The 18,735-nt window shown below is 57.2% G+C and carries 21 protein-coding genes; 11 read left to right on the top strand and 10 right to left on the bottom strand.

The genetic code is table 11. The features are described 5' to 3' along the window. The 4 genes from VGU61_RS18610 to VGU61_RS18595 all read left to right on the top strand — a co-directional run. A partial coding sequence (locus tag VGU61_RS18610; RefSeq protein ID WP_326860743.1) for a YidC/Oxa1 family membrane protein insertase occupies positions 1-195 on the top strand: 195 nt, incomplete at its 5' end. Positions 196-375: 180 nt separating this feature from the next. After that, on the top strand, positions 376-1,758 hold the full coding sequence (gene mnmE, locus VGU61_RS18605) for a tRNA uridine-5-carboxymethylaminomethyl(34) synthesis GTPase MnmE (protein WP_326860741.1): 1,383 nt from the start codon (positions 376-378) through the stop codon (positions 1,756-1,758). A 552-nt stretch (positions 1,759-2,310) separates the two neighbouring features. Beyond that, positions 2,311-2,481 (top strand): CsbD family protein, encoded by a 171-nt coding sequence (locus VGU61_RS18600; protein ID WP_326860740.1) that lies wholly within the window; start codon positions 2,311-2,313, stop codon positions 2,479-2,481. Positions 2,482-2,915: 434 nt separating this feature from the next. Next, positions 2,916-3,293 (top strand): hypothetical protein, encoded by a 378-nt coding sequence (locus tag VGU61_RS18595; RefSeq protein WP_326860739.1) that lies wholly within the window; start codon positions 2,916-2,918, stop codon positions 3,291-3,293. A gap of 143 nt (positions 3,294-3,436) precedes the next feature. Here the strand turns inward: VGU61_RS18595 and trfA are convergent, their stop codons facing one another. Then, positions 3,437-4,627, bottom strand: coding sequence for a plasmid replication initiator TrfA (trfA, locus tag VGU61_RS18590; RefSeq protein ID WP_326860738.1), 1,191 nt, complete (start codon positions 4,625-4,627; stop codon positions 3,437-3,439). A 636-nt stretch (positions 4,628-5,263) separates the two neighbouring features. Here trfA and VGU61_RS18585 point away from each other — a divergent pair. The 3 genes from VGU61_RS18585 to VGU61_RS18575 all read left to right on the top strand — a co-directional run bounded on the left by VGU61_RS18585 (position 5,264) and on the right by VGU61_RS18575 (position 6,497). After that, entirely contained in the window at positions 5,264-5,515 is a 252-nt protein-coding gene (locus VGU61_RS18585; protein ID WP_326860737.1) for a hypothetical protein, read from the top strand. 16 nt (positions 5,516-5,531) lie between these two features. Next, positions 5,532-6,056, top strand: a complete 525-nt coding sequence (locus VGU61_RS18580; protein WP_326860736.1) for a M23 family metallopeptidase — start codon at positions 5,532-5,534, stop codon at positions 6,054-6,056. 159 nt (positions 6,057-6,215) lie between these two features. Next, positions 6,216-6,497 carry a hypothetical protein gene (locus VGU61_RS18575; protein WP_326860735.1) on the top strand — a complete coding sequence of 94 codons (282 nt, stop codon included), beginning with the start codon at positions 6,216-6,218 and terminating at the stop codon, positions 6,495-6,497. Between the two features lie 100 nt (positions 6,498-6,597). On the opposite strand, the gene VGU61_RS18570 is transcribed toward VGU61_RS18575, so the two are convergent. The 6 genes from VGU61_RS18570 to VGU61_RS18545 form a co-directional block, all read right to left on the bottom strand. After that, positions 6,598-6,888: a DUF4148 domain-containing protein gene (locus tag VGU61_RS18570; RefSeq protein WP_326860734.1), complete on the bottom strand. Its 291-nt coding sequence runs from the start codon at positions 6,886-6,888 to the stop codon at positions 6,598-6,600. A gap of 507 nt (positions 6,889-7,395) precedes the next feature. Next, a complete protein-coding gene (locus VGU61_RS18565) occupies positions 7,396-7,689 on the bottom strand; it encodes a hypothetical protein (protein ID WP_326860733.1) in 294 nt (97 codons plus the stop codon). A 762-nt stretch (positions 7,690-8,451) separates the two neighbouring features. Beyond that, a complete protein-coding gene (locus VGU61_RS18560) occupies positions 8,452-8,682 on the bottom strand; it encodes a hypothetical protein (protein WP_326860732.1) in 231 nt (76 codons plus the stop codon). Positions 8,683-8,788: 106 nt separating this feature from the next. Beyond that, complete coding sequence (locus tag VGU61_RS18555; RefSeq protein WP_326860731.1) at positions 8,789-9,733, bottom strand: CAP domain-containing protein; 945 nt, start codon at positions 9,731-9,733, stop codon at positions 8,789-8,791. 209 nt (positions 9,734-9,942) lie between these two features. Beyond that, positions 9,943-11,379: a sensor histidine kinase gene (locus VGU61_RS18550; protein ID WP_326860730.1), complete on the bottom strand. Its 1,437-nt coding sequence runs from the start codon at positions 11,377-11,379 to the stop codon at positions 9,943-9,945. Beyond that, positions 11,376-12,059: a response regulator gene (locus VGU61_RS18545; RefSeq protein WP_326860729.1), complete on the bottom strand. Its 684-nt coding sequence runs from the start codon at positions 12,057-12,059 to the stop codon at positions 11,376-11,378. Before VGU61_RS18545 ends, VGU61_RS18550 begins: the two co-directional genes overlap by 4 nt. 148 nt (positions 12,060-12,207) lie before the next feature. On the opposite strand from VGU61_RS18545, the gene VGU61_RS18540 reads away from it, so the two are divergent. The 3 genes from VGU61_RS18540 (at position 12,208) to VGU61_RS18530 (ending at position 15,608) form a co-directional block, all read left to right on the top strand. Beyond that, complete coding sequence (locus VGU61_RS18540; protein ID WP_414691663.1) at positions 12,208-13,191, top strand: Bug family tripartite tricarboxylate transporter substrate binding protein; 984 nt, start codon at positions 12,208-12,210, stop codon at positions 13,189-13,191. Positions 13,192-13,264: 73 nt separating this feature from the next. After that, the gene (locus VGU61_RS18535; protein ID WP_326860728.1) at positions 13,265-14,338 is read left to right on the top strand and encodes an AbrB family transcriptional regulator; all 1,074 of its coding nucleotides are present in this window, start codon (positions 13,265-13,267) and stop codon (positions 14,336-14,338) included. 511 nt (positions 14,339-14,849) lie between these two features. After that, complete coding sequence (locus tag VGU61_RS18530) at positions 14,850-15,608, top strand: L-asparaginase (protein ID WP_326860727.1); 759 nt, start codon at positions 14,850-14,852, stop codon at positions 15,606-15,608. Here VGU61_RS18530 and VGU61_RS18525 read toward each other — a convergent pair. Together VGU61_RS18525 and VGU61_RS18520 are read right to left on the bottom strand one after the other, a co-directional pair. Next, positions 15,565-16,161, bottom strand: a complete 597-nt coding sequence (locus VGU61_RS18525; RefSeq protein ID WP_326860725.1) for an MOSC domain-containing protein — start codon at positions 16,159-16,161, stop codon at positions 15,565-15,567. The genes VGU61_RS18530 and VGU61_RS18525 overlap by 44 nt on opposite strands. Positions 16,162-16,196: 35 nt before the next feature. Further along, positions 16,197-17,354, bottom strand: a complete 1,158-nt coding sequence (locus VGU61_RS18520; protein WP_326860722.1) for an MFS transporter — start codon at positions 17,352-17,354, stop codon at positions 16,197-16,199. 310 nt (positions 17,355-17,664) lie between these two features. Here VGU61_RS18520 and cynS point away from each other — a divergent pair, with 310 nt between their 5' ends. Then, entirely contained in the window at positions 17,665-18,108 is a 444-nt protein-coding gene (cynS, locus tag VGU61_RS18515) for a cyanase (RefSeq protein ID WP_326860721.1), read from the top strand. 100 nt (positions 18,109-18,208) lie between these two features. Here the strand turns inward: cynS and VGU61_RS18510 are convergent. After that, on the bottom strand, positions 18,209-18,735 hold a 527-nt coding region (locus tag VGU61_RS18510), incomplete at its 5' end, for an NAD(P)-dependent oxidoreductase (RefSeq protein WP_326860720.1).

The following is an 18,735-nucleotide window of genomic DNA, read 5'->3' as shown; positions in this document are numbered from 1 at the left end:
ATCCAGACCAAGCTGAACCCGACGCCGCCGGACCCCATCCAGGCGAAGGTGATGATGTTCATGCCGATCATTTTCTCGGTGATGTTCTTCTTCTTCCCTGCCGGCCTGGTGCTGTACTGGGTAGTGAACAACATTCTGTCGATCGCGCAGCAATGGGTGATCACCCGGAAGATCGAAAAAGGACAGGCGGCTTGACGCCAGCGTTTCGTGAAAAAGCCCGTGCATGTCACGGGCTTTTTCGTTTCGTGCGCCTGTTTTGCAAATGAAGTAATGGATCCAAGTTGTTTTCCGACGCCAGGAACAAATTTCCAACACTTGTTCCACTTTTCTCATTTCCCCGCTTTTCCTTGCGGACACCATCAGTAAAATCATTTCATGAACTACGACTCTTCTCCCATCGCCGCAATCGCTACCGCACCCGGACGTGGCGGCATCGGCGTGGTGCGCATTTCGGGCAAAAATCTGGGCAGCGTCATGCAGGCGGTCTGTGGCGTCGAGCAGTTGCAGCCGCGGCACGCCACTTATCTTCCATTTCGCCAGGCCGACGGCAGCGTGATTGATCAGGGCCTCGCGCTGTACTTCAAGGCGCCGCATTCGTACACCGGCGAAGACGTGCTCGAGCTGCAGGGGCACGGCGGCCCGGTGGTGCTGCAGATGCTGCTGGCGCGTTGCATTGCGGCAGGTGAGGACATCGGATTACGGCTGGCGCAGCCTGGCGAATTCACGCATCGCGCCTTCCTGAATGACAAGCTCGATCTGGCGCAGGCCGAGGCCGTTGCCGACCTGATCGAAGCATCGACCGAAGCGGCGGCCAAGTCGGCATCGCAGTCACTGTCCGGCGTATTCTCCAAGACGATTCATGAACTGGTCGACAAGGTAGTCCATTTGCGCATGCTGGTCGAAGCGACACTGGACTTTCCGGAGGAGGAAATCGATTTCCTGGAAAAATCCGACGCGCGCGGCCAGTTGGACCGCATCAGGCAGAACCTCGACGACATTTTCAACCAGGCGGCACAAGGTGCGCTGCTGCGCGACGGCCTGAACGTGGTGCTCGCCGGGCAGCCGAATGTCGGCAAGTCGTCATTGCTGAACGCGCTGGCTGGCACCGACGTCGCCATCGTCACGCCGATTGCCGGCACGACCCGCGACAAGGTGACGGAAACCATACAGATGGAGGGCATCCCGCTCAACATCATCGATACCGCCGGCATCCGGGATGCGGGTGATGAGGTCGAGCGTATCGGCATCGAGCGTACCTGGGGCGAAGTGCAGAAAGCGGATGTGATTCTGCATTTGCTCGATGCCAGCCGGGGACCGACGCGTGCCGACGAAGACATCGTCATCCGCCTGCCGAACAGTGTGCCGGTACTGCGCATCTGGAACAAGATCGACTTGTCCGGCCATCGACCTGCCGTCGACCGCATGGCGGATGCAACACATATCTATGTCTCGGCGACGGACCGCACCGGCATGGAATTGCTGCGCGCGGAACTGCTTCGCGTCGCGGGATGGCAGCAAACCGGCGAATCCCGATTCCTGGCGCGTGAACGGCATTTGCTTGCACTGAAGGCAGCACGCCAGCATCTGGAAATTGCCGCAGAACATGCGGCCAGTACGCATCGGATCAACGATCAGGCGCTCGACTTGCTGGCAGAGGATTTACGACTGGCGCAGGAACGCCTGAACAGCATCACCGGCGAATTTACTTCGGACGACCTGCTTGGCGTAATCTTCAGCCGCTTCTGCATCGGGAAGTGATCATCCTTCAGTATTGAAGGCCCGTTCGGAAGTCACGGCAAAAAAAAGCCCGCTGCGAGAGCGGGCCGAATCCAATTCACAGGGAGTTGGAGGAGACAGGTATCAATATAATGCGTCGCACCATATTTGTCCTATTTATTATCGTGATAAGGATATATTCATCAGTTATATATCCAAAAAGAAAGCCCGTTTAGCTTGTGGCTTCACGGGCTCCTTGTCTCTCTCGACTATCCTTGGGAATGGATTTTTTTGGTGCAGCGGCCAAATACTACAATGAAAGTCACGCATTTCGATAATTGTTCATCAATGAATGTTTGATATTGATCAATGGGCTTTGCTCAAGGAAACTCCTCTCGATGCATCGACGTATGTCATTGGAATCGGTATCTCTCTGGATATTTAAGAAGTACCCGCAATTGAAGACAACAAGCAGTGCTTTCACTCCACTTTTCCTGATCTGATTTCCATTGGAATAAGTATTGACCGGTCGGCGAGGAACTATGGTTTATAAATGTTATCCAAATAACATCATTAGCTATCTAGGAGACTGACATGAACCAGGACCAGATTAAGGGCAGCATCAAGGATGCCGCCGGCAAAATGCAAAGAAAGGCGGGCGAGGTACTGGACGATAAAGACCAGGAGTCGAAAGGTACCGGCAAGCAGGTTGAAGGCAAAGCCCAAAAGATCGTCGGCAACATCAAGGATACTTTTGGCAAATAGAAAGCTTGAGAATATAAGCAGCAGTTGAAAGGCGGGTTAATCCCGCCTTTTTGCATTGTGCTACCTGATCAGCAACTCATTCCAATCCGCGTCAACATGCAGTCGTACGTGTTAGTTCAGAGGACCAAAAAAAAAGCCCGCTACAGGAGCGGGCTAAATCCAATTCACGGAGAGTTGGAGGAGACAAGTGCAACTTTAATGCACCGCACAATAGATGTCTGCTTTATTTGCGTAATATGGGTCATTCACAATTTGCATATCACTAAAATACAAAAGCCCGCTTAGCACATGCCTTGCGGGCTTCGGGTCTCACTCGTCTATCCTGAAAAAGGATTTTTTATGCAGCGGTCGAATATTACACCGTAATTTCACCATTTTTCAAAAAAATACCGAGATATCTCTTTTTCGCCGCAGATCGAAGAACATCATATTCGTTGTGGAAAAAACAGGCATCATGGGTTTCCTTTATTGCATCATCCGATAAGCATATTGGTCTTGAATGGAAACAGTCCGTTCAACTGCATCTGGCCGCTGCCTACGACCTGATACGACTGATAAAGGAAGTTCAAGGCCCCATTCATCCAGATGCCAAAGGTCGAGATATTTTCCTTGGTCGTCGGACGTTATTAGGAAGGCTCGAGCAACCTGACGTCAGGTCCGTGAAACTGGGTCGCCAAAGTACATTGTTTTGCGAACATGTCGCCGGACCCGGTGGCCTGCTTCAGGTTATAGATGGGGATCGATTTGCCCTTCGCATCGACGCCTTTGAAAAACTTTTCTCGGTAAGCGTGAGCTTCTCCGGCCGCCCTTAAACCGATGTGTTTTTCAGCAGCCCGGTTTTGATGATGCTGTTTTCCATCAGTGTAAGTAGTTTTTGCGGCGTCATCCCTCTCGCCCGTTGTCGAAGTAATTCTCTCCTGCCTAGCGTACGGCGCATGGCGCCGGCCGGCCACCCTTACGCGCCAAGCTGGGGAAGCAACGAAGTCCGCGTTGCACGGACCACCGTGACTACATCGGTCATTGGGTCGATCTTCCACGATTTCAGGAAGCCTTGCTCGACCAGCAGATCAAGCGCTTTTTTCAATCCATTGCGAAAGTGATAGAGCTGCTGCGCCGACGATCCGCACAGGCCTTTAAGCGTCTCGACCTTGTAACCGAAGGGTTCGCGATGCGTGAAGTAAAACCCGTGCAGCCACTTGGCCAGCGGTGAGCGCAGCTTGAGGCGCTGCCGCCAGTCGAGCTGGGTGTAGGCATCGGCACCGAACAAGGTAATGAGCTTCGGATTAAGCCTGACTTTCCATTGACGATCAGTCTCGTCCTTGAAGGTGAACTCCTGTACCAGGGTTCCGCCATAACCGCGTTTGCCGGAACCGGCATCGAAACGAATTTCGACAGCGTTGGCAGTAAGGCGAAGAATGCACAAACGCAAGCGTTCATAGGAAGGAGAGGAAGTCGGCCAGCCCATTGACTTGAGCATGGAATAGGCGGTGAACGAGACCTCGTGTCCGAGAGGCTGGCTGCGCGCCAGGTGCACCAGGTTCAAAAACACATCCTCGTCGTCCTGCCGCAACTCTTCGCCGGTATAGAAAATCTCGACGCCCTTGACGGAAGTGATCGGCCGCTCCTTTAGGTGCTGACGCGGTTCATTCTGACGTGCGACGCTGAAAAGCGCCGATCTTGCCAGCGGATTGGGCAGGCCGCGTACCTGGTTCTCCCACAGCGGCAGCTGAATGATCTTCAGGACCTGTTCGACATCGCTTTGGACGGCATCATCCACTGTCTGGCCGTTTTCATCAAAAGCCATCTGGGTTTGCTGCGAACGCGCTTTTCGCTTCGACGCCAAGGTTTGCTCAATCTTTTGCAAGGCATCGCTCAGCGGCTTGTGCATGATCCCTGATGGCGGCATGTCGCTTTTCCGTAAGTTTGTTGTCGAGCGGCAAAGGTAACATGCAGCCTCTCGTTTTTTAAGCGTGGCCACGCGTAGTTGTACCGTTGAAACACGTATTTCGAGCGAGGGTAGTTGAACTTTTATTGCTGAAAAATGCCGCAATGCTCGTTTTTCGAGCGAGGGTAAAAAACAAGTAACGGACCTGGATTCGTTCTGTCGTTGTTTGAGCGTGGCATTCGAGACGGCTGGACGATCCATTTTCCATCCAGCGCTTGATTCCAATCGCAGAAAACCGGGCATATCGACCAGCTTTTATCGTTTCCGGAGCGTGGCGAAGGATGCGGAACGGTAAAGCCTGCTAGAGACACGTTTTTCGAGCGTGGGAGAGGCCTGTGCAACGCCGCTTTATCGTATGTCGAGCGTGGCTCGATCCGTTCAAGGGCGGCGACACTCGTATTTCGAGCGATGATTTGCTCTCCGATGCACTGAATTTTGGCCGTCGGGACCTTTTCGCACTGTGCTTTTGCCGGATCCAACCCTGCATACGCCGCCTTTCAGTCTGGAAAAGCGATAAATGTATCGTCTGCCGAGCGTGGATGCCTGTCGTAGGTGAAGCGATCACACTCGTAGGTGCAGCGAGAAGGTCCCGTTCCCGAAGCGTGGAGGACGCGTTTCCGAAGCGAGCACAAGACGTTTTCCGAGCGTGCCGCACCTTATCGAAAATCATTTAATTTCAATGACTTACCTTATATTTTCGACCTGCTTAATCTGGTTTTAATCCTTCTAATCCGTGCCGGATCATCGCTCGAAACACGAGTCGCACATCTTGTTTCCGGCGAACCGGCGCACTTGCGAGTGATCTATCCAAAAGATCACGGATATTGAAAGAACACGATGAAACAAAGGGAAATTCAGGGCAAGGACGGCGTCGCATGGACCTGCGTGCAAGCCATGACGGGCGGTAGCGGCGACATCGCGCGCAAAGCGGAAGAGCATATTCAGGATAACGACGGCAGGGTGCCGGTAGTCTGTACCCCAAGCGGCGGCGAAAAGTCGGTACATGTCGATCTCCCGCTGCAATGGGATGAGCAGCTGTCCGACGACGATATGCTGAATGCCATCGCGGCGGTGCGCGAAGCACACTGACATGCTGGCGGGTCACATGGTCAGGGCATTTCAGGTCACTTTCTACGCGGTGCTTTGGCTGGCGCTGCTGGGCATTGCGCTTCCGCTGCTTGATGCAGTTCTGTATGCATCGCGGCTGGCATCCATGCCGGCCCCGGTGAAGGTCGGCATGCCTGTCATGAACGTCAAGCCGGCCGTGCTACGCGATACATGGCATGCATCCCGGTCAGGCGGGCGTCGTCATGAGGGCATCGATATTTTTGCCCGTCGCGGTACGCCGGTGCAGGCGACCACCGAGGGCATCCTGGTTCGTCGGGGCCGGAACAAGCTGGGCGGCAATGTCGTCTGGGTGTTGGGCCCGGCGGGACAAAGGCATTATTACGCTCATCTCGATTCATTCGCACCTCTATCCGAAGGCCAGCGGATACAGCCGGGTACAGTGCTCGGTTACGTGGGCAACACCGGCAACGCGATAAACACGCCGCCGCATTTGCACTACGGTATTTACACGCGCAATGGCGCGATCAATCCATTTGCCCTGCTTGCACCCGTTCCGGACTAACGCCCCGAGGTGATGGCACGGCACGCTGCTTGCGTAGTCGACTACGGGCGCTGCGGATGCACTCATTCAGCACAAATCGATAGAAGGCAGGAAATCTTGTCGATGACATGCTTGCCGATTGTGCGCTCCCTGCACCGATTGCACTCTTTGCGAGCACCCATGTCCGGCGAAAAGGAAACCATGATGGCGGAGAAAATAGGCACCCGTTACTTAGCAGAGCATTTATCGACGCTGGCAAGTATGCTGGAAGCGGAATGGATACGGGCCAACACGCTCGGAATACGACTCGACAGGGATTTGGCCCATGAAGCACGCGAGGTACGTCGTGTAGCGGACCGGCTGTGGGATGCAAATAGCTGTGTCGTGCTGGGCGACGAAATAAGATCAACCGCACAGACCCATGTCGTGCTGCAATTTGCCGAAGAAAGAAGGCGAGGTTGAGGGACATAAGCGCCATGAAAAAGCCGCCATGCAAGCTGGCGGCTTTTCATTACTGCCTGGGGTCAGGAGCACTATATCCGGGCGACCTTAAGCAAGGTGCTTAGTTGGTCTTTACCGCGCCAGGCGCTTTGGCGTTCTGGGCAGTTTCTGTTCCTTTCGGAGCAGTCCGTGCGTATTGCGTTTGGGTTGCCGGAATTTGACCATCGAATTCCTGGCCGCCGACGATGTAGGTACCGTCCGCTTGTGCCTGGCGCAGCTCGGCCATGACATCGGCGCGTGTCTTGGTGGATTTGCCGAGATTGTAGTGGGCAGTGTCATCGCTGCCCACCGCAAAGGCGGAACCGGCAACAGCGAATATGGCAACAGCGGCAATCAGATTTTTAGCGTTCATTTTGCTCTCAAATGGTTAAGTTGATGACTCAAGGCTCGGCGGCAAGGCGACATTGCTGCCCGTCGGGCCTGCCTCGGTGAGTCGCACTCTGTTGTGTGCTCATCGATGGAGGAAAGTCTAACCATTTCAGATAGAACGATAAACGCTGCAATCGGCAACACATTATTCCGATTTAAGAAATAATGCGGTTCGATGAATTGCGTTCATGATGGATTAAAGCGAAAAAAGAAGTGCCTTGGCCGTGATTTCTCCTGGCCTGCTGCCAAGCAGTTGTAAAAAATCAATTCAAATGCTTAATCTTTAGGCAGAATTGGGCCAGCCGCTGTCCAGCCTGGAACGGTGAATGGGCGGCGGTTAGGCAGCCTTGGAGGTGTGCGGACATCTCCCTGGCTGCCGCTTTGTTTAAGCGCGGAAGCGTTTGACGCCAAGCTGATATTTGCAATAAAACCAGGATCGAACATTGCCTGTCCGCATGAGGCGATATGAAGCGGGAATGCGGTGCGCGAACTATAACTGCGCGAATACCGCATGAAATGCCAATTCTTCGGGAGCGTAGCCTGCGCGAGCGCCGGAAAACGTTTCATTCGTTTCGGTCACCGATACTGCCTCATACAATTTCAATCGCTTCCAGCCGGTAGCTGCGCCTGACAAACCTTCTCCAGCGACTTGATAACAAATCAGTACCGCATCGCCGACACTGTCCAGACCGTAGGCATGTGGCTCAACGACACGAAAATATCCGTAATACCGTAATTTCAAAAAGCGCTTTTGGTGAATCGCCTGCACGATGAGATGGTTCAACTTGCTTCCCTTCCGTTACCTTCACAATCCCGCTCTCATGGGTAAATGCCTTGATTACGTCTTGTATGGCATGGCATCACCAGCCATAGATATGGGAAATGTAAAAACAAATTTCAGTACTGCATGCTAACGACCTGCAAAAGGCAGTTTCTCATCTCTACGAGCCGGTTTCCTGTTCGCCCCGGAGCATGTCCACTTCTGCGTGATTACCAAACAGCTTTTACTCTCTACCAAATATTACGGCGCATGAGTCTGAACAAAAGATGGCACTGAAAAGCTGGTCTTTCCGCATGTTTCATGCATTTAAATGACTTGAGTAATTTGCACAAGTTCAATGTTTTATTGGTGAAATTGTTACCAAAAATAACAATTCCCATGGCATCGATTCTGTTCGGAAAGGCCGTGCTAAGTGAAACGAAGGTTTGATGTGAAAATAGAAGTGCGAATCAAATCGATTCGATAGGCGATAGCGTAGCTTGCTTACTGGCTATTTGTGGAAAGTGCAGCCAAATGCAAAGAAATAACCAGATTTTCGTTTTTCTATTTACAAATTCTGGAATATTGTTACACTTTGATGCCACTTGCTATGGCATGTATTTTCTGCACATAAGAACAATTTCAATCGCCGAAAACATGTCCGACTGCCTGCACCGCAGGCAGTCATTCAGCGTAACGATTAATGCCATCCCCAACCCATACCTGGGATTTTCATAAACCCGCCACGAGCGGGTTTTTTCTTGGCCTCGGCCCTTAATGGGATAATCAGGCGTCCGTTTTCAAGTCGGACAGGATACGGTGGGCAAGCGCCTTTGCTTCATCGAGCGCTTCTTCCGGCGTAATGGATACGGCATTGACGACATGCTGCGCACCATCCTCTTGTTGTGCGCCGTTGCCACGGGTGACCAGTACGACGCCCTGATATTTACCGCCTTCAAGCCGCTGAATATCCGCCTCGACTACCCAGTCGGCCTTAGTGTATTTTTCTGCCGCCATATCAAACTCCAAAACCGCTTGGAGAATGGACCGGGGCTATTGTTCCATTGCGTTCGCGATTTCACGCCGGAATGGCGTCGCCTTCATCCCGGCGCGGCAATGGCGTTTATTGCGTTCTGAATGACCATGAACGATCGACGTTCACACCATCCACGTTGCCGGTGAACCGCACCTCATAGCTGGTATTGGGAGCCAGCGGCGAAAGTGGAATGATGGAAGCCGCCGATGTCGTATTCGACTCGATCATATGCGGATCGGAAGTGCGGTCGAGCAACCTGACCGGAAGTGCGTTGCCGCTGCTCGGACGCACGGTAAAGCTTTGCACGTTCACGGTCGAGGTAATGTCGGCATGCACACTGATCGGGTAACCGACTTCGTTGCGGTCCGGCACCGGATCCGGCTCTTCGCTGTCGCTGAAGAAATTCGTCGGTACACGTTGCTGCCCGTTGAACGGGTAGGTCACAAGATTTCCCGTTCCGAGGACTGGCCGCAGGCCATTGACCGCGAAGTTGGTGGTGATGTAGATGCTGCCTGTCGAGGCGGTGGAGGATGCCGCGCCGATCTCCTTGAATACCGGCTCGAAGATGACAAACCGGTGATAAATCGCCGCTACCAGATCCTCGGCGGCGTTGAAGCCGGAGTTGTCGCCAGTGCGCACGATGACTTCGCCGGTATATCCGCCTTGAGGGAAACGGTAGCCGGCGGCAGTGAGGCGGTCAAACAAGCTGACGCCGGTAAAGCCGGGCCGGCCCCGGACCTGATCGTGGGTGATGCCATTCTGTCTTTGGTAATCGGAATGTCCCTGGGCTGCGGCATCGATCTGGGCATTACGGGTGGTGACCGGCAAACCGATCTGCTGGCGCCGGTAGTTGAACCAATTAATGCCATCGGTTGCGGTATTGCCGGTTGCTGCCGGCCCGCCGGTTTCCTGCAGCGGTGCGCTGGTGGTAACGAGCGCGGGGGCGCCATCGCCTCCGCCGCCGCAGGCGGAAAGTAGCAGGGACGCCAGCAGGGCGGGCATCCATATGAATTGGCGAAATGGTCGCACCATGAATATGTTCCTGAATTAAAAAATTGGCAGCTGAACTCGTACGATACACGCAGTGCAGTCTGACCTGGACCGAAGCCCGGGCCGGTTTTTAGATGGCGCGATGTAGAGTTGGTTGCACCACGATCGCAAATAGTTCAAGGCGGCAAGGCAAGCGCTTTGCACTTGTTGTGCATTTAACCGTAGCCCCAATGGTTGCCGCTTGAGATTTGTCAGGCATTGTCAACCGGAAAACGTACGGTGATTTTCAGACCCGGGCCGCTATTTCCTGCGCTGGACAGGCAAACCGTTGCATGGTGCATGGCGGCGAGATCACGAACGATTGCCAGGCCCAGCCCGCTTCCTCCCGAATTAAGTTCCTGGGCCGACGGCGCGCGGTAAAACGGGGAAAACACGCGCTCCCGTTCGGTTTCGGGGATGCCAGGTCCGCTGTCTTCGACCTCGAGGATCGGCTGGCCATCATTGAATACCCGCAATATCACCTGCCCATCGACCGGCGTGTACCTGATTGCATTGTCGATCAGATTGATTGCCATTTCATGCAGCATCCATGGCGTTCCGCGCACCATGATTTCAGCAGTCGCATCGAGCGACAGGTCGATATTCCTTTTTACCGCCTGCGCTGCCAGTTCAAGTCCTGCCTGCCGTGCAATGTCGGTGAGCGAGACCTCGACCATATCGGCTTCGGCGGCACCATGGCCGGCGCGCGCCAGCGTCAGCAGGCGATTGGCCAAATGCACGGTGGCATCGGTGGTGTGGGCAATGCTCTCGACGATGGCGCGCATGGCCTGCGGATCGTTTTCGCGCAATGCCAGTTCGGCCTGGGTCTTCAGCACGGTGAGCGGTGTGCGCAACTGGTGTGAGGCATCGGCGATGAAGCGGCGTTGCCCGGCGATAAGGGACTGCAGACGCGCCATGTAACCATTCATCGCGGCGACCAGCGGGCGAACTTCCTTATGTACCATCGACGCATCGAAATCGGCCAGATCGGTCGGCGACCGCGCTTCGACGTCGGCCTTCAAACGCATCAGCGGCCGCAAGACGAAGCGCACGGCGAACCATGCCAGCAGCGCAGCGGCCAGCACCAGCGCGGCCTGTCGCCACAAGGTAGCGAACAGGATCTGGCGCGAAAGATCCCGCCGCGCATCATGCGATTCGCCAACCTGGATGAGGGCGATGCCGCGCATCGAGTTGTCATACACCGGCTGATAGAGCGCAGCGATGCGTACCGGCTCACCCCGGTAGCGCGCATGGTAAAAGTACACCAGCGCGGGATAGGCTTCGGAACGCCTGATATCCGGCGGCAGCGGCGGCAGATCGTCATAGCCGGAAACGAAATCGCCATTGATGCCGGTCACCTTGTAATAGATGCGGCCGAGAGTATCGGTTTCGAAGCTGTCGAGCGCCACATAAGGCACATCGGCCACCACTTTACCGTTGACGATGGCGACCCGTTCCGCCAGGGCGCGCGTGGACGCGAGCAACGAGCGGTCATAGGCTACGTCGGCCGCTTCCAGCGCATTGCGGTAGACCGACACCGCATCGATGGCGACCAGTATTCCCAATGGGATCAACAGCCAGCGCAATAGCTGGCCGCGCAGGCTTCCCAGCCGCTTCCTGACCGGTGCGGAGCCCGTCGCCATCGTCATTGCGTATCCGGCGCTTCCAGCAGATATCCCAGCCCGCGCAGCGTGGTGATGACCACCCTGCCGGCGTCGGCACGGTCGAGCTTCTTGCGCAGCCGATGCACATAGATTTCGATCGCGTCGAGATTGGCCTGATCATCGAGCGAGAATACTTCATCGAATAGTTTTTCCTTCGACACGGCCTTGCCGGCGCGGTGGATCAGCACTTCCAGTACCGCATGTTCGCGCGGCGTCAGCGCAAGGTTTTCGTCGCCGTAGCGAAACATGCGCGACACGGTATCGAAGGACAACGCACCACAGGCAAGCGTGACGGTCTCGCTACCGCGGCTGCGCCGCAATAATGCCTTCACCCGCGCTTCCAGCTCGGCCAGCTCGAACGGCTTGGCGAGATAATCGTCGGCGCCGAGGTTCAGCCCCTGCACCCTGTCGTTCAATCCGGCGCGCGCCGTCAATACCAGGACCGGAATCTTGCTGCCGCGGGCGCGCAGGCGCTTGAGGACATCGAGTCCGTCCATCTTGGGAAGGGTGAGGTCGAGGATGACGAGCGCATACTCCTGGGTGTGCAACAGCGCGTCGGCATCGGCGCCGTTCATCGCGCATTCTACGGGCAGGCGCGCATCCTGCAGCGCCTTGCTGATCCAGCGAGACAGTTCGGCGTGGTCTTCTACCAGGAGAATGCGCATGTCAACGAATCAGGCCGAAAGCGTTTTGAAAGCCCGCAGCCGGTAAGCTTGATACCGGCAATGCGGAAATGGGCCGGGAGCATAGTCCGGCACGGTTTTGCATCATACTCATATTTCCCCGTTTGCAAAAATCGAAAGGCAAGGACCCATGCGGATTACCTCGGTACTTTTCCCGCTGGTTGCAGTCGTGCTGATGTATGCAAATGCATCGCTTGCAGCGGGTGGGATTCCGGAATGCATCGTGCCGGCGAAGCCCGGCGGCGGCATGGATCTCACCTGCAAGCTGACGCAACAGGGATTGCAGGCGGGCATGAGCAGGAAGGATGACGCGCCTCAACTGCGCATCAGTTACCTTCCGGGCGGCATCGGCGCGGTCGCGTGGAGTTCCATCGTATCGCAACGCCGTTCGGCGCCCGACACATTGGTCGTGTACTCCGGCGGATCGCTGCTGAACCTGGCACAGGGCAAGTTCGGCAAGGCGTCGCCCGCCGATGTGCGATGGGTGGCCGCGGTCGGCACCGATTACGGCATGGTTGCGGTACGGGCCGATTCGCCCTACAAGACCCTGCGCGAGCTGCTCGATGCGCTGCACAGCCAGCCGGCGAAGGTGACAATAGGCGCAGGCGGCACCGTCGGCAGCCAGGATTGGCTGAAGATGCGCATCCTGTCGAAACAGCGCGGCATCGATCCGAAGACCTTGCGACTGGTTGCCTTCGAAGGCGGCGGCGAAGCGTTTACGGCCCTGCTGGCCGGCCATGTGCAAGCCGTCTCCGGCGACACGTCGGAAGCGACCGAACATGCCGCCGCGGGCAGGATCAGAGTCCTGGCGGTATTGTCGGACGCACGTCTGGCCGGACCGCTGGCGCATGTGCCGACGGCACGCGAGCAGGGCTTTGATGTGACCTGGCCGATCATTCGCGGCGTTTATATGGGGCCGGATGTACCGGACGCCGATTACCGGCGCTGGGTAAAGACCTTTGACCGCATGATGGGAACGCCGGAGTTCGACCGGCTGCGCGCGGCGCATGGGCTGCATCCTTTCGCAATGACGGGCGACCTGCTGACCGACTACATCCGCCGCACGGTGGAAGCCTACGGCAAACAGGCAAAGGAATTCGGCCTGGTACGTTAGGGCTCACATTGCACCGCTCATTTTTGCAACCAGCTTTAATAGCCCTGCATGGCGGGCTTTACTTCAAGGACGCATGCCTTCCGATTTCCGCCCCTTTCTTTCCGCCCTGCTGATCAGCCTGACCGCTGCATTTCTGTGCGAATGGCTGAACACGCCATTGCCATGGATGATCGGCCCGCTGTTCGCCACCGCCTCCATGCGCATGGCAGGCATGGATCTGCATGCGCCGGTGCGGGTGCGCGAAGCGGGCCAGTGGGTCATCGGCGCGGCGCTCGGCCTGTACTTCACGCCGGTCGTCGTGAAGGTGCTGGCGTCCTATGCGGGATTCATCTTGCTTGGCATCGGCTTTGCGCTGGCTCTGGGCGTCCTCTGCGCATGGCTGCTGCACAGGTTATCCGGTATCGACCGCACCACTGCGTTTTTCGCGATGGCCGTCGGCGGCGCCTCGGAAATGGCGACGCAGGGCGAACGCCATGGGGCTGCGATCGACCGGGTGGCGGCAGCGCATAGCCTGCGCATCATGATGGTGGTGGCCATCATTCCATTCGGCTTCAAATTCTGGGGCGTGCATGGACTCGATCCGTATGTTCCGGGTGCCGCCGATGTGCATTACCCGGGACTAATGGCACTGGTCGTGCTGACGAGTCTCGGCGCGCTGGCGTTGAAATACCTGAACTTGCCGAATGCCTGGGTCATTGGACCGCTGGCGGTTGCGATCGGACTGACCGCATCGGGATGGAATTTGTCCGCATTGCCGGAGTGGATGGTCCATCTCGGCCAGCTCTTCATCGGCATTTCGCTCGGGACACGTTTCACACCGGAGTTTTTGCATACCGCGCCACGCTATCTTGCGAGCGTCGCGTTATGCACGCTGGTGGCATTGTTGCTCGCCGCCGGTTTCGGCTTCGGCCTTTCAGCGATGAGCGGCATGCATGTGGCAACGGCCATCCTCGCGACATCACCGGGCGGCATCGCAGAGATGAGCCTGACCGCAAAAAACCTGGAGCTGGGCGTGCCGATCGTAACGGCATTTCATGTGATGCGGATGGCGGCGCTGGTCCTGACGATCGGACCCATATTCCGCTTCGCCCGGCTGGCGCGACAACGGCGCGCGACGCGAAAATCGACGTCCGAAAAGAAGGAGTGAGACGTTCGCACGCCTCACTCCGAACCCCAGGAGAGCGTCGGGGAGAGAGATTTTTCCCGTACTGCAAGCTGGAACCGCGTCGTATGCCGGCCATCGTTTCAAATCCAATGCAATGTGCGCATTTTGTTATGTTTTATGCGCATGACCGTCCCAGCACTGCGGCGCTACGGATAAAGCAGGCGACGCACCGAAACTCAACAAGCCACATGCGCGTCTGCGGGAAACAATTCCCTTGCCAAACGTCCGGGAAATACCGCTACACTTGAACTCATTGCGCTGGTCTTAGTCTGATGGCAGGGCGAAACAATTTGTCCTGATCAATCTGCCTCCCCGTCCAAGCATGTCATTCCGGCCACATCGAATGGCATTTCCGTCAACGCATATCAACACGCATGCAGGAAAGTCGTCATAGCGTCTGGGTTATAGCGTCTGATTGAAGCCCGCTTTTATCGACGGGAAGCGGAGAACTGTGTCTTTTCTTGTCTGGTTCTTACCGAGATTTATTCTGCTCATGAAAGCTGTTGCACCCGGCACCGTTATTTTTCACCGCCATCGCGGGTATGGCGTCATCACCTCCGTCAATCTGTTGACCGGCTGGGTGGCGGCGCGTTTCGGCAGCGAAGTGCGTACCCTCGATCTCAATCTGTCGACCGACGAACTCCAGCATGCCGATGGCGAACCGATCCGCTTCCGGCGCACGCCGCCGGACCGCATGCCGCATGCGCGGCTGATGGCGATGGTGCGAGAACTCCATCGCGCCGGTTATCAGAGTTTGTATCTGTACAGCTGGCCGAAGCCGTCCGGACTGCACTGGCGCTGGCATCTGTTCACCGGTCAGCGCAACTGGATGGAGCGCTCATGGCGCGAAGGCTGGTACGGCTCCGGCGCCGATTACAACTTCAATCCGATCATGGGATGGGGCGATGCGCCCGGCGCGACCGCCCAGGAACTGGTGACGGCGCTGGCACGCTTCGACCCGCATGGCCTGTCGCAGGCATTGCGCCGCGACGAAGACCATACTGCGTGGTTCGACGCCGTCTGCGAAGCCTTGCTGCCGAACTATGCCTATACACTCGGCTGGGATTATCGCGACGGACCGACGCCGGAAAACCTGCCGGTGATTCCGGTGCGGCGCGGCGTGCCGGCTTATGCCGGACCGCCTCTGCCCTGGCCTCCGGGCTGGGCGCGCCTGTGGACCGGCGGCCGGGCGCTGGTGCGCACCGGCTTCAAAACAAATCCCGCTGGCGCCCCTTCCGACGCCGTTCGTTGATCTGCGCGATCGACGTTTCCCGCGGCCCGGGGAGCAGGGTGACCGCATCGCCGGCACTGACGCTTCCGGGCGCCACTACGCGCAGATAGAAGCCGCTGTTGCCGGCCTGCACCATCATTTTCGACGCATGCGAAAAGCCCATTTTCGCGTTGAATTTGAAGCACGGCTGGCGCGGCTCGGTCACTTCCAGCAGCACGCCGCCGATCTGGAGGCGATCGCCTACCCATACATCGCTTTCCAGAATGCCCTCCAGCGTCAGGTTCTCACCCATCGAACCGGGCGGCAGCGGTTCCTCCCGCTTCAACGCCGCCTGCCGCTGCATGGCCCAAAATGCATAGTGCTCCGATGGATAGGCGTACACCGCCTTGTTGAGGCCGCCGTGCACGGTCGGATCGGCCTGCTCGTCGCCGCTCAATCCGAGTTTTTGGATGGCGACCGCGCCTTGCACCGGCTGCTTGTGGATGCCTGTGGCGATGCGGCGGACCTGGCTTGATTGCTGAATGAAGAGATTGCCGATGCCGCCGATGTTGATACTGAGGACGCGTTTGGACATGGATGAAGCGATATGCGGGAAGATGGACGTCGGTTTCAGGCGGTCACCACGGTACGTGCCGACTTCGCGGCCGCGGCGCGCGATACCAGCATCGCGATGATGAAGAATACCGCCGCCACGAATGATAGATGACCGGTGCCGTCCACCGCAATAATCAAACCGCCAATAAAGGCGCCTGCCGCCTGCCCCAGGTAGATCGCCGATGAATTCAGCGACACCGAGGCCGACGCCAGCTGTGGCGCCATTGCCACCAGCCGCACCTGCTGCGCGCTGTTGACGGCGAAACAACCCAGGCCCCACACGAAAGTCAGGATCGCGGTAATCGTGAGCGAGCCGTGCGATAGCGGCCACAACAAGGTGGCGGTCAGCATGCATCCCATCGCAATCATGCCGACACGGACCGGCCCGACGCGGTCCATTACGCGGGCCCCGATGACGTTGCCGGTGACGCCGGCGGCACCGAAGCAGAGGAACATCGCACTGATGATATTCGGCGTGGCATTGACGAAATCCTTCAGCACCAGTGCCATGTACGAAAAGATGACGAACATGCCGACCGCTTGCAATGCGGTGACCGAAATCGCAAGCAGCAGCGGCGTGTTGCCAAACAGGCTTTTCCACGCCGCCCGGTCCATCGCCGGGATGAAGAGGCGGGAAGGAATCTGCATCCATACGCCCACGGCGAACACAGCCGCCACCACACCGACCAATCCCATGGTCGGTCGCCAGCCGATATGCGCGCCGAGATAGGCGCCGATCGGCGATCCCACCACTGCCGCGATCGACCAGCCCAGAAACACCAGTCCGATGGCTTTGCCGCGCTCTTCCGGCGGCACCATCAGGCCGGCGGTCGCCGCAGCCTGCGCGGTGAATAATGCCGCGCCGATGGCGGTCACCATGCGCGCCAGCAGCAAGGCGTTGTAGCCGGGCGCGAATGCGGCCAGCACATGCATCACCGCGTACAGGGCCAGTGACGCCGTCAACAACTTGCGCCGCTCGATCGGGCTGGTCCAGCTTGCCAGGAACGGGCCGCCGATGCAGATCGTCATCGCGAATGCAGAAATGAGCATGCCGATCGCGGCGGGCGACTGCGATAGATCCGCGCTGAGTTCATTGAGCATGCCGGGCACGATCATCACGCCGGTGCCGATGGCGAAATTGCCGAGGGTAAGGGACCACAGTTTGGATTTCATCGGACAAGTGTAGCCAAAGGCGCACGACCGTGCTGAAAGGCTTGTTGCCGGCTGATGTAACGCGTTGTTTGCAATTGACGGATAAGTGCCCGGATTTCGTGCACGCCGTACGCAAATAGTGCGCAAGTGGATCGCTGGAGTGCAAATTCGGCGGCTCTGACAGGACTTCGCCCGGCATCGATACGGCACACGTCTTGCGTAATTGCACCGTCATTGTTCGACGGTGTTTTCGTCGATACACATGGATTACCTACACAAGCCATAGCGACTTGCCGCGGCATACGCTTAATCATCAACAAGGAGATCGTTCATGGATCGTCACACCGTCACGCGGAAAATCATCGAAACCAAAGTAAGGAAGGGCCTGAAGTGGAGCGACATCGCGGAAAACATCGGGCATAGCAAGGAGTGGGCAACCGCCGCCTGCCTCGGACAGATGACTTTCACCAAGGCGCAGGCCGAAGTCGCGCAAAGCCTGTTCGAACTCAGCGATGAAGAAGCCGCGTGGCTGCAGATCGTGCCGTATAAAGGATCATTGGCGACTGCCGTGCCGACCGATCCGCTGATCTATCGCTGGTATGAAATCGTGAATGTGTACGGCACGACGATCAAGGAATTGATCCATGAGGAGTTCGGTGACGGCATCATGAGCGCGATCGATTTTTCAATGGATATCCAGCGCGAGCCGGACCCCAGGGGAGACCGGGTGAATGTGGTGTTGTCGGGGAAATTCTTGCCTTACAAGGCATATTGATGGTCGTTCTGCACCCGTGGCAAAGTAATGCGAAGCGACTTCACTGCCTTCCTTGAAGGCCGCGTTGTGAGGCCCTTTCCCATGCGAGGGGAAGGGCGGGTCACTTCGTCCTGTTGTCCAACGCCTCCGGATTCAGGATATTCACCGCCCTGCCATTTGCGAAATCCACCACGTTCTGAAATGCGGCCCGGAAGTACAGCTCATAACTATCCTGTTCGACATACCCGAGATGCGGCGTCGCCAGTACGTTCTCCATGCGCAGCAGGGGCGACTGCACCGGCAGCGGCTCAGTCTCGAAGACATCAAGCGCGGCATATCCCGGGCGCCCCGCCTGCAACGCCGCCTGCAAGGCGCCTTCCGTAACGAGTTCCGCACGGCTGGTATTGACGAACAGCGCATCCGGTTTCATGCGCGCCAGATCCGCTTCGGTGACGCAGCCGCGCGTCGCCTCGTTGAGGCGCAGATGCAAGGACAGCACGTCGGCCTCGTCAAAAAATGCCGCCTTTGACGGGGCAACGAGAAAGCCGTCCTCCAATGCGCGTTCACGGCTCGTCTCACGACCCCAGATCATTACGCGCATGCCGAATGCCCTGCCATAGCCCGCCACCAGCCGGCCGATGCGGCCAT

It is taken from the genome of Noviherbaspirillum sp., from assembly GCF_035944575.1.
Lineage (GTDB): Bacteria > Pseudomonadota > Gammaproteobacteria > Burkholderiales > Burkholderiaceae_D > Noviherbaspirillum.
This window is presented reverse-complemented; position numbering and strand designations above follow the sequence as displayed.